At 63.8% G+C, this 10,652-nt stretch carries 10 protein-coding genes; 8 read left to right on the top strand and 2 right to left on the bottom strand.

Going from position 1 to position 10,652, the window contains the following annotated elements; genetic code table 11:
• Positions 1-144: 144 nt before the first annotated feature.
• The gene (locus EN780_RS18320; RefSeq protein ID WP_128274920.1) at positions 145-813 is read right to left on the bottom strand and encodes a haloacid dehalogenase type II; all 669 of its coding nucleotides are present in this window, start codon (positions 811-813) and stop codon (positions 145-147) included.
• Between the two features lie 321 nt (positions 814-1,134).
• Here EN780_RS18320 and EN780_RS18315 point away from each other — a divergent pair, with 321 nt between their 5' ends.
• The 7 genes from EN780_RS18315 (at position 1,135) to EN780_RS18285 (ending at position 9,535) form a co-directional block, all read left to right on the top strand.
• Positions 1,135-1,974 carry a GNAT family N-acetyltransferase gene (locus tag EN780_RS18315; protein WP_128274919.1) on the top strand — a complete coding sequence of 280 codons (840 nt, stop codon included), beginning with the start codon at positions 1,135-1,137 and terminating at the stop codon, positions 1,972-1,974.
• 10 nt (positions 1,975-1,984) lie between these two features.
• The gene (locus EN780_RS18310; RefSeq protein WP_128274918.1) at positions 1,985-3,358 is read left to right on the top strand and encodes an aspartate aminotransferase family protein; all 1,374 of its coding nucleotides are present in this window, start codon (positions 1,985-1,987) and stop codon (positions 3,356-3,358) included.
• A 240-nt stretch (positions 3,359-3,598) separates the two neighbouring features.
• Complete coding sequence (locus EN780_RS18305) at positions 3,599-4,321, top strand: HAD-IA family hydrolase (protein ID WP_128274917.1); 723 nt, start codon at positions 3,599-3,601, stop codon at positions 4,319-4,321.
• Between the two features lie 64 nt (positions 4,322-4,385).
• Positions 4,386-5,996: an ABC transporter substrate-binding protein gene (locus tag EN780_RS18300; protein WP_128274916.1), complete on the top strand. Its 1,611-nt coding sequence runs from the start codon at positions 4,386-4,388 to the stop codon at positions 5,994-5,996.
• 88 nt (positions 5,997-6,084) lie between these two features.
• Positions 6,085-7,035 (top strand): ABC transporter permease, encoded by a 951-nt coding sequence (locus EN780_RS18295; RefSeq protein ID WP_128274915.1) that lies wholly within the window; start codon positions 6,085-6,087, stop codon positions 7,033-7,035.
• Positions 7,032-7,883 carry an ABC transporter permease gene (locus EN780_RS18290; protein ID WP_128274914.1) on the top strand — a complete coding sequence of 284 codons (852 nt, stop codon included), beginning with the start codon at positions 7,032-7,034 and terminating at the stop codon, positions 7,881-7,883. The genes EN780_RS18295 and EN780_RS18290 overlap by 4 nt, the downstream gene beginning before the upstream one ends.
• The gene (locus EN780_RS18285; protein ID WP_128274913.1) at positions 7,880-9,535 is read left to right on the top strand and encodes an ABC transporter ATP-binding protein; all 1,656 of its coding nucleotides are present in this window, start codon (positions 7,880-7,882) and stop codon (positions 9,533-9,535) included. The genes EN780_RS18290 and EN780_RS18285 overlap by 4 nt, the downstream gene beginning before the upstream one ends.
• 69 nt (positions 9,536-9,604) lie before the next feature.
• On the opposite strand, the gene EN780_RS18280 is transcribed toward EN780_RS18285, so the two are convergent.
• Positions 9,605-10,081 (bottom strand): Lrp/AsnC family transcriptional regulator, encoded by a 477-nt coding sequence (locus EN780_RS18280; protein ID WP_127283402.1) that lies wholly within the window; start codon positions 10,079-10,081, stop codon positions 9,605-9,607.
• A gap of 222 nt (positions 10,082-10,303) precedes the next feature.
• Here EN780_RS18280 and EN780_RS18275 point away from each other — a divergent pair.
• Positions 10,304-10,652: FAD-dependent oxidoreductase (locus tag EN780_RS18275; RefSeq protein ID WP_133372640.1), on the top strand; the 349-nt coding region annotated here is incomplete at its 3' end.

Genomic DNA, 10,652 nt, shown 5'->3' with positions numbered 1-10,652 from the left:
CATCGGCGGCGGCGAGACCGGTGAAGCCGCCGCCGATGATGGCGGCATCGTAATGACCCTCGACCGGGCCTTGCGCCGCGCCGGAAAAGTCGGGGGTGGTGTCGTGCCAGTAGGAGACGAACTTCATCGGCAATCCGCCCTGTTTCAGAGACCGACCACGCCTGGAAGGCCCGAAATATCTGATATCTCGACATAGCCGTAGTACGGGTTGGCCGGTTCGTGGCCGCGGTTGACCCAGACCTTGTTCTTGATGCCGAGATCATGGGCCGACATCAGGTCGTAGCGGAATGACGACGAGCAGTGAAGGATGTCCTCCGGACCGCAGCCCAGCCTGTCGAACATATATTCGAAGGCCTTGAAGCGCGGCTTGTAGGCCTGCGCCTGCTCGGCCGTGTAGACGGCATGGAACGGCGCGCCGAGCTTCTCGACATTGGACATGATCTGCGCGTTCATGGCGTTGGACAGGATGACCAGCGGAATTTCCTTGGCGACCTTGGCGAGGCCCGCCGGAACGTCGGCATGCGGCCCCCAGGTCGGGACGCGCTCATAGACCATCTTCGCGTCCTCCGGGCTGAAGGCGACGCCGTTGCGCTTGCAGGAACGCTCGAGCGCGTTGTGGACGACATCGGCATAGGGCTTCCAGTCGCCCAGGATCTCGTCCAGCCGGTACGCCGCGAAATTCTTGATGAACTCCTGCATGCGCGGCTCGTCGAGCCGGCTGCCGTAGAGGTCGCGTGCGGCTTCCGCCATCTGGAAATTGGTCAACGTGCCGTAGCAGTCGAAGGTGATGTATTTGGGCCTGAAGGAAGCCATGTCCGTCGATCTCCGGTGGAAGCACATCCGCGTTCGGATGAATTCATCATAGGACGGCAGAAGGCGGCCGACCTGACCGAAATCGGCGTCCCGAAAGCAGAAAGTTCCGTATCCGCCATCCGGTTTGGCACGCTGTAGCATCTGTTGTGGCGATTACGTCGTCGCGCGAGACGTGAAGCGCGTCCGCCGCGGCGGGCGCGCCAGCACAAGATGCGGCGCATGCCTCGCGCTACGGCGAAAGATACTGTCCAAGCCAAAGCCTTCAGACGATCTGCGGCGCGCCGATGGCCGAGACTTGATCAGCAGACGAAAGGATGCCTCATGCAGCAGGGCGAGATCGAACTCCAGGCCTTCGGGCCGGACCATATAGAGGGTGCGGTAGCGCTTTCTCGCCAGGAGAATTGGCCGCATCGCCCGCAGGACTGGCAGATGGCGCTGCAGCTCTCGAGCGGCGCTGTCGCGCTCGACGACCAGGGCCGTGTCACCGGCACCATCCTGGTAACGCCCTATGGTAATGACTGCGCCATGATCAACATGGTGATCGTCGACAGGAACGTGCGGGGCCAGGGGCTCGGGCGCCGGCTCATGGATCAGGCCATCGCGCTCGCAGGCGAGCGTCCGCTACGGCTGGTCGCGACGGCGGATGGCGAGCCGCTCTATGAAAAGCTCGGCTTCGTGCCCTCCGGTACGATCCTGCAGCATCAGGGGAAGGTGACGGAGCTTGACGCGCCCGACGGCGTGGAAGCCGCAAGCATTGGCGATCTGCCGGAAATCAAAGCGCTCGATCGCGACGCTTATGGCGCCGACCGGGAAGCCCTGATCGACGCGCTGGCCGAGCGCGGCCACTTCGCAATCATCCGCCGCAACGGCGCCATCGAGGCCTATGCCGCGATCCGTCCTTTCGGGCGCGGCGAGGTGATCGGCCCGGTCATCGCGGGAAGCGCCGAGGCCGCGAAAGACTTGATCAGCTTTTTCGCCGCGCCGCGCGGCGGCGCCTTCCTGCGCGTGGATACCGACAGCCGGACCGGTATCGATGGCTGGCTCACCGAAATCGGCCTCGTCCATGTCGGCGGCGGCGTGGCCATGGACCGTCCGCCCAAGCCGGGGTCGGAACAGGCCAGGCCAAAAGTTTACGCCCTCGCCAACCAGGCGCTCGGCTAGGAGGACAACAATGCTCGCCAATTCCCTGATCGAACTCGACCGCGCCCATCTCGTCCATCCGGTCTCCTCATACCGCGGCCATGAGGCGCTCGGCGTGCGTGTCCTGAAATCGGCCAAGGGCGCCACCGTGACCGAAGCATCCGGCCGGCAGTTGATCGACGGCTTCGCCGGCTTGTGGTGCGTCAATGCCGGCTACGGCCACGACAGCATCGTCGAGGCGGCGGCCCGGCAGATGCGCGAGCTGCCCTATGCCACCGCCTATTTCGACCTCGGCTCGGAGCCGGCCATTCGCCTCGCCTCGGAACTGGCCGAGCGCGCTCCGGGCGACCTCAATCACGTCTTCTTCACCCTCGGCGGCTCGGACGCGGTCGACAGCACCATCCGCTTCGTCCGCTACTACTGGAATGCCAGGGGCGAGCCGAAACGCGACCAGTTCATTTCCATCGAACAGGGTTATCACGGATCGTCGGTTGTCGGCGCGGGCCTGACCGCGCTGCCCGTCTTTCACGCCGGTTTCGGCATTCCCTTCGAATGGCAGCACAAGATCCCCTCGCCCTACCCTTATCGCAACCCGGTAGGCGAGGACGGCAACACCATCATCGCCGCATCGCTCGCCGCGCTGAAGGCCAAGATCGAGGAGATCGGACCGGAGCGGGTCGCCGCCTTCTATGCCGAGCCGATCCAGGGCTCGGGCGGCGTCATCGTCCCGCCGAAGGGTTGGATCAAGGCGATACGCGAGCTCTGCCGGGAGTACGGCATCCTGTTCATCGCCGACGAGGTGATCACCGGCTTCGGGCGCACGGGACCCCTGTTCGCTTGCGCGGACGAGGACATCGTTCCCGATTTCATGACGACCGCAAAGGGGCTGACCTCCGGCTATGTCCCGATGGGCGCCGTGTTCATGGCCGATCATGTCTACGACGTCATCGCCGACGGCGCGGGCGCCGCTGCGGTCGGCCACGGCTACACCTATTCGGCCCATCCCGTCAGCGCCGCCGTCGCGCTCGAGGTGCTGAAGCTCTACGAAGACGGCCTTCTGGACAACGGCATCAAGGCCGGCGCCCGCCTGATGACGGGATTGGCAAGCCTGCGCGACCACCCGCTCGTCGGTGATGTGCGCGGTCGCGGCATGCTGGCCGCGATCGAGCTGGTGGTCGACAAGACGAAGAAAACACCGCTTCCGGCGTCGGCCATGCCGGCGCGGCGCGTCTTCGACAGGGCGTGGGACAACGGTCTCATCATCCGCGCCTTTGCCAACGGTGTCCTCGGCTACGCGCCGCCGCTCTGCTGCACCGACGGCGACGTCGACGCTATCATCGAGCGCACGCGCCTCACGCTCGACCAGACGCTGGACGATCCCGACGTCCGTCAGGTCCTGGCATGACGGGCGACGAATATTTCGTATCTCGAAATATCGCCGGGGCAGACGATTTCGCAATTTTGTGCCGCCCCCTCACGCCTTTTCGGCGAATCCAGCGCGGGGGAAGTGCCAGACTGCTTATAAGACAAGGCCAGAAAGCGCGGATTTATGGGCTTTCGAAAAAGGCCAACGCCCCGGACAGCACGGAATTTTGTTCTGTTCAGCACCATGCAATCCGGTATCGCGCAGAGGAGAGCTAGTTTCTTGGCCAGGGCTTTCAGCGAATTCAAGTACATGACCTTCGATGTCGTCGGCACGCTGATCGACTTCGAAGGCGGCATCACGACTTGCCTGGCCGGGATTGCCGCCGAGGCTGGCGTCTCCATCGATGGCGAAGCCGCGCTGGCACTCTACCGGCAGGCCCGCTACATGCCCGATGCCGGCCTGTTTCCCGACGATCTGGTGCGTGTGTACATGGTCATCGCGCCGCAGCTCGGCCTGCCGGCAGACGAGAAATTCGGCGTCCGCCTGCGCGATTCCGCCAGCGTCTGGAAAGGTTTCCCCGACAGCGCGGCGGCATTGGCGGACCTTGCGAAATCCCACAAGCTGATTGCCATGACCAATGCCCGACGTTGGGCCCTCGACCATTTCGAGAAACAGCTCGGATCGCCCTTCTTCGCCACCTTCACCGCCGACGATACCGGAACGGAGAAACCGGATCCGGCGTTCTTCCAGAAGGTCTTCGATTTCGTCGCCTCAAGGGGCGACAGCAAGGACGACATCCTGCACGTCGCGCAAAGCCAGCATCACGACATCGGCATATCCCGGGCACTTGGCCTGACCAATTGCTGGATCGAACGCCGGCATGCCCAGAAGGGCTATGGCGGCACGATCGAGCCCGAGCGCTTCACCGTGCCGGACTACCACTTCACCTCGATGGCCTCCCTCGCGGCGGCCGTTCGGGAAAGCCTGAAGGAACGGACCTGAACCCAAGCCCGGACAGCCGCAGCAAGACGAGCATGCCGACCAAACAAACAGAAAGGGGAATGACATGACCGACAAGATCACGAACTGGACCAGCGCAGACGATGCCATGGTCGAGAACGCCATCCGGCGGGGCGCGAGCCGCCGCGAACTCCTCAAGATGCTGTTGGCCGGTGGCGCCGCGGTCGCCGCGGGCAGCCTGGTGCTTGGCCGCGCCAGCCAGGCCGTCGCCGCCGAGCCGGTTTCCGGCGGAAGCTTCAAGGCGGCCGGCTGGTCGTCCTCGACCGCCGACACGCTCGATCCGGCAAAGGCGTCGCTCTCCACCGACTATGTCCGCTGCTGCTCGCTCTACAACCGCCTGACTTTCCTCGACAAGGATGGTGTCACTCAGATGGAGCTGGCCGAAAGCTTCGACAGCAAGGACGCCAAGACCTGGACCGTGAAGCTGCGCAAGGGCGTCACATTCCACGACGGCAAGGACCTCACGGCCGACGACGTCGTCTACTCGCTGAAGCGCCATCTCGACAAAGCGGTTGGCTCCAAGGTGGCCAAGATCGCGGCGCAGATGACCGGCTTCAAGGCGGTCGACAAGTCGACCGTCGAAATCACGCTCGCCGACCCGAATGCCGACCTGCCGACCATCCTGGCGCTGCACCATTTCATGATCGTGGCGGACGGCACCACCGACTTCTCCAAGGGCAACGGCACCGGCGCTTTCGTGCTGCAGACGTTCGAACCGGGCGTGCGTTCGGTCGTCACCAAGAACAAGAACTACTGGAAGTCGGGCAAGCCCTATCTCGCAACCTTCGAATTCATCGCCATCACCGACGACAGTGCTCGCGTCAACGCCCTGCTTTCCGGCGACATCAATTTTGCCGCATCGATCAATCCGCGCTCAATGAAGCTCCTGGAGAGCCAGCAGGGCTTCGAACTGTCGAAGACGACCGCGGGCAACTACACCGACCTCAACATCCGGCTCGACATGGATCCGGGCAGCAAGGCCGACTTCGTGGCCGGCATGAAGTACCTCGTCAACCGCGAGCAGATCGTCAAATCGGCATTGCGCGGCCTTGGTGAGGTCGGCAACGACCAACCTGTCTCGCCGGCGAACATCTTCCACAACGCCGACATCAAGCCGAAGGCATTCGACCCGGACAAGGCGAAGTTCCACTTCCAGAAGTCAGGCCTGCTCGGCCAGTCCATCCCGGTGATCGCGTCCGACGCCGCGACCTCGTCGATCGACATGGCGGTGATCATCCAGGCCGCCGGCGCGGATATCGGCATGAAGCTGGACGTCCAGCGCGTCCCATCCGACGGCTACTGGGACAATTACTGGCTCAAGGCGCCGATCCATTTCGGCAACATCAATCCGCGCCCGACGCCGGACATCCTGTTCTCGCTCCTCTACGCTTCCAGCGCCCCCTGGAACGAAAGCCAGTACAAGTCCGAGAAGTTCGACAAGCTGCTTGTCGAGGCGCGCGGCTCGCTCGACCAGGCCAAGCGCAAGGAAATCTACAACCAAATGCAGGTCATGGTCTCCGAGGAGGCCGGCACCATCATCCCGGCCTACATCTCCAACGTCGATGCCCTCTCCAGCAAGGTGAAGGGTTTGGAGGCGAACCCGCTTGGTGGCATGATGGGCTACGCAATGGCGGAATATCTCTGGCTCGAAGCCTGAGGGGCGACTGCCGGGGGCCGGTCAGTCGGTCCCCCGGCACTGCATTGCGCAAGATGGTTGGCCGAACGCACCGCAGGGAGCGCTTTCAATGACGTCTGGGGTTCTCAACCTCGTGCTGAAGCGGCTAGGGATCGCGGCCATCACGCTATTGATAGTGCTGTTCGCCGTGTTCTTCGCCACCAGCATGCTGCCTGGCGACACCGCGTCGATCCTGCTCGGCCAGGCGGCGACTCCCGAGGCGGTCGCCGGCCTGCGCGAGGCCATGCATCTCAACGACCCGGCGATCCTGCGCTTCCTGCGCTGGCTTGTCGGCCTGCTCCACGGCGACCTCGGCACCTCCTATGCCAATGAGATGCCTGTTGCGGCTCTGATCGGCGGGCGCCTGGTCAACACCATGAAGCTCGCCGGCATCACCGCGCTGCTCTCGGTGCCGCTGGCGCTGACGCTCGGCATCACCGCCGCGATGTTGCGCGGCTCCGTCTACGACCGCACCGTCACTGTGCTTTCGATCGGCGTCATCTCCGTGCCGGAGTTCATGGTCGCCACGCTGGCGGTCTTGCTCTTCGCCGTTTATCTCAGATGGCTGCCGGCGCTGTCGTCGGTCAACGAGGCGCATTCGCTGACCGATCTCGTGCGCATCTATGCAATGCCGGTGATCACGCTCACCTTCGTCATCTCCGCCCAGATGATCCGCATGACGCGCGCCGCAGTAATCGAAACGCTCTCCACGCCTTATGTCGAGATGGCTCTCCTCAAAGGCGCCTCGCGCAGCCGCATGGTGCTGCGGCACGCGCTTCCCAACGCGCTCGGGCCGATCGTCAACGCGATCGCGCTTTCCTTGTCCTATCTGGTCGGCGGCGTGATCATCGTCGAGACGATCTTCAACTATCCGGGCATCGCCAAGCTGATGGTCGATGCGGTCGCGACCCGCGACCTGCCGCTGATCCAGAGCTGCGCGATGATCTTCTGCCTCGGCTATCTTCTCCTCATCACGGCCGCCGACATCGTCGCCATCATGTCCAACCCGAGGCTGAGATGACGACAGCGCGCACGACAACCTCCCGACGATCCTTCCTGGGCCACAGCTACAACCTCGTCGGCGTCGTGGCCTCGCTGGTCATCCTGGCGTGGACACTGATCGCGATCTTCGCGCCTTACATCATTCCCCATCCCATCGGCGACATCGTCGACGACGACTATTTCGGCCCGATGCGTCAGGGGCTGTGGCTCGGCTCGGACTATCTCGGGCGCGACATGCTCTCTCGGGTTCTGATGGGCGCGCGCTACACAGTCGGCATATCGCTTGCGGCCGTCTCCATCGCCTGCTTTTCCGGCGTCGTGCTGGGTATGATAGCGGCCGTCACCGGCGGCTGGCTCGACACCTGCCTCAGCCGCTTCCTCGACGCCATGAACTCCATCCCCAGCAAGCTGTTCGGCCTTGTCGTCGTCGCCGCGGTCGGTTCGTCGATCCCGGTGCTGATCCTGACGCTCGCCGTCATCTATATCCCCGGCGCCTACCGCTTCGCGCGCGCGCTCGCCGTCAACATCAACACCATGGACTTCATGACCGTCGCGCGTGTCCGCGGCGAGAGCACCCTCTATCTCATCGGCTCCGAGATCCTGCCCAACATCATCCGCCCGGTGCTCGCCGACTTCGGTTTGCGCTTCGTCTTCATCGTTCTGCTGCTCTCTGGCCTGTCCTTCCTTGGGCTCGGCCTGCAGCCGCCGCTCGCCGACTGGGGCGCGCTGGTGCGCGAGAACATCGGCGGCCTGCCCTTCGCGGCCCCCGCCGTCATCGTGCCTTCGCTGGCGATCGCCAGCCTCACCATCAGCGTCAACCTGCTGATCGACAACCTGCCGCAGAAGATCAGGGACCGGGACGCATGAGCAATCTCGTCGAGGTCAGGAACCTGAGGATCGAAGCGACGACCGACGCCGGACGGCTTGTCGAGATCATCAAGGGCGTCAGCCTCGACATAGCCGACGGCGAGATCGTCGCCCTGATCGGCGAAAGCGGCTCCGGCAAGACTACGGTAGCGCTCTCGCTGATGGGCTATGCGCGGCCCGGCTGCCGGATCACCGGCGGCGAGATCAACGTCAACGGCAAGAACATGGCCGGCCTTTCCGAAAAGGAACGGGCCAGGCTGCGCGGCACCGACATTGCCTATGTTCCGCAAAGTGCCGCCGCCTCCTTCAACCCTTCCTCCACCATCATGGAGCAGGTCATCGAGGTCACGCGCATCCACAAGCTGATGCCGCCCGAGCGGGCGCGAAAGCGCGCAGTCGAGCTGTTCAGGGCCTTGTCGCTGCCGGACCCGGAAGGGATCGGCGCCCGTTATCCGCACCAGGTTTCGGGCGGTCAATTGCAGCGGCTGTCGGCGGCCATGGCGCTCATCGGCGATCCCAAGCTGGTGATCTTCGACGAGCCGACGACGGCACTCGACGTGACGACGCAGATCGACGTGCTGAAGGCATTCAAGTCGGTCATGCGGGCGGGCGGGATCGCAGGTGTCTATGTTTCCCACGACCTCGCGGTCGTCGCCCAGATCGCCGACCGCATCGTGGTGCTGAAGGGCGGCGAGGTGCAGGAAACCGGCACCACGGCGGCAATCCTGTCAGCTGCCCGGCACCCCTATACGCGTGAACTGCTGGCTGCCTTCGAACCGAAGCCGCGGCAGGGGCAAGCCGACGCGGATGCCGGGACGAAGCAACTGCTGCGCATAGACAATGTGACGGCCGGCTATGGCGCGATGCGGGCTGACGGACTGCCACTCATCCGCGCGGTCGATTCCGTCAGCCTGGTCGTCGAGAAGGGGCGCAATCTCGGCGTCATCGGCGAATCCGGCTGCGGAAAATCGACGCTGGCGCGCGTCATTGCCGGCATCCATCCTGCCGCGGCCGGCGCCATCGTCTTCGATGGCAAGGACCTGCAGCGCGCCGCCAGGAAACGCAGCCAGGACCAGCTGCGCGAGATGCAGATCGTGTTCCAGTACGCCGATACCGCGCTCAATCCGGCCAAGCCGGTGGAGGACATCATCTCCCGCCCGCTCGCCTTCTATCACCGGCTGGACAGGCAGGCGCGCTCGAGGCGCGTCGACGAACTGCTCGACATGGTGCGCCTGCCGAGGGCGCTGCGCTACCGGCATCCATCGGAGCTCTCGGGCGGCCAGAAGCAGCGCGTGAATTTCGCGCGCGCGCTGGCGGCCGACCCCAAGCTCATCATCTGCGACGAAATCACCTCGGCGCTCGACACGGTGGTGGCGTCCGCGGTGATCGAACTGCTCAAGGAGCTGCAGCGCGAGCTGGGGCTCTCCTACATCTTCATCAGCCACGACCTGTCGGTCGTCGAGGCGATCTGCGACGAGATCATGGTCATGTACAATGGCCAGCGGGTGGAGCAGATCACGCCAGACAAGGTGAAGGCGCCCGCCCACCCCTACTCCAAGCTACTGTTCTCTTCGGTGCCGAAGCTCGATCCGACCTGGCTCGACGGCCTGGTGCGCGACCCCGAGCTCGTCAGCCAATACGGCCACCGCTAGAAGCAATTCCAGGAACGGTTTTCCGTCTTTGTCTTGAGACGGATGGTTAGAGCGACGATGCGCGGAGCCTCACATCGGGAACAGGCTGGGCAGCGGCATGTGCGCCTTGACGATGGGGGACTTCAGCACGACGAAGGAGAAATACTTGTCGATGCCGATATCCATGTCGGTTAGCCGTTCCATGATCGTCTGGTACTCGCCGATGCCGGCGGTTACGAATTTCATCAGGTAATCGTAGCCGCCCGAGACGAGGTGGCATTCGATCACCTGGTCGATCTTCTCGACGACAGCGAGGAAACGGGCGAAGTCGACCTGGCGGTGGTTCTTCAAGGTGATCTCGGTGAACACGGTCAGCGTCTGGCCGAGCTTGCCGATGTTGATCTGCGCGGAATAGCCCTCGATGTAGCCTTCCGACTGCAGTTTCTTGACCCGCATCAGGCAAGGGCTCGGCGACAGATGCACGAGGTCGGCCAGTTCCACATTGGTGATGCGGCCGTTCTTCTGCAATTCGTGAAGAATCTTGATGTCGATCCGATCCAGTTTCATGGCCGTCTCCAAAGATCGCATGCCACAGCACAAAATGCTGCCGTACCAACAGCCTTGACACTATCACAGCCCGCTGGCCTGTCCATCCGAGCGGACACCGCTTTGAAACGCAGCGAGTTCCGATTTCGACCGAGCTGCCGAAATAAAATTCTGCTTCGGCTTCAACTGCGGCAGCGGCTGCCTGCGCAACGCGTTAGATTGGCGCGTGAAGGTAGAGAGACCATGCGCGCGCCGCTGCAGCAAATCGAGACATCTGGCAAACTGCCGCAATCCGCGGACGTGGTGGTGATCGGCGGTGGCATCGTCGGTGTCTTCGCGGCCTACTATCTGGCCAGGCGCGGCATGCAGGTCGCGCTTGTCGAAAAGGGACGCATCGGCGCCGAGCAATCCTCCAGGAATTGGGGATGGTGCCGCCAGCAGAACCGCGACGCCCGCGAACTGCCGATGGCGACCCACAGCCTCGATTTGTGGGACAGCTTTGCGGCGGCGACCGGCGAAGACACCGGCTTTCGCCGCTGCGGCCTGCTTTATCTCAGCAATAACGAGGCGGAACTGGCCGGCTGGGCGCGCT

It is taken from the genome of Mesorhizobium sp. M4B.F.Ca.ET.089.01.1.1, from assembly GCF_004022605.1.
Taxonomy (GTDB): domain Bacteria; phylum Pseudomonadota; class Alphaproteobacteria; order Rhizobiales; family Rhizobiaceae; genus Mesorhizobium; species Mesorhizobium abyssinicae.
The sequence above is the reverse complement of the archived record's forward strand: the minus strand, read 5'-3'. Positions and strand labels throughout refer to the sequence as shown.

What these genes read in the sequence shown, in the direction of transcription:
- EN780_RS18320 (WP_128274920.1), bottom strand. Translation starts at nt 813, where the DNA reads ATGGCTTCCTTCAGGCCCAAATACATCACCTTCGACTGCTACGGCACG.
- EN780_RS18315 (WP_128274919.1), top strand. Translation starts at nt 1,135, where the DNA reads ATGCAGCAGGGCGAGATCGAACTCCAGGCCTTCGGGCCGGACCATATA.
- EN780_RS18310 (WP_128274918.1), top strand. Translation starts at nt 1,985, where the DNA reads ATGCTCGCCAATTCCCTGATCGAACTCGACCGCGCCCATCTCGTCCAT.
- EN780_RS18300 (WP_128274916.1), top strand. Translation starts at nt 4,386, where the DNA reads ATGACCGACAAGATCACGAACTGGACCAGCGCAGACGATGCCATGGTC.
- EN780_RS18295 (WP_128274915.1), top strand. Translation starts at nt 6,085, where the DNA reads ATGACGTCTGGGGTTCTCAACCTCGTGCTGAAGCGGCTAGGGATCGCG.
- EN780_RS18290 (WP_128274914.1), top strand. Translation starts at nt 7,032, where the DNA reads ATGACGACAGCGCGCACGACAACCTCCCGACGATCCTTCCTGGGCCAC.
- EN780_RS18285 (WP_128274913.1), top strand. Translation starts at nt 7,880, where the DNA reads ATGAGCAATCTCGTCGAGGTCAGGAACCTGAGGATCGAAGCGACGACC.
- EN780_RS18280 (WP_127283402.1), bottom strand. Translation starts at nt 10,081, where the DNA reads ATGAAACTGGATCGGATCGACATCAAGATTCTTCACGAATTGCAGAAG.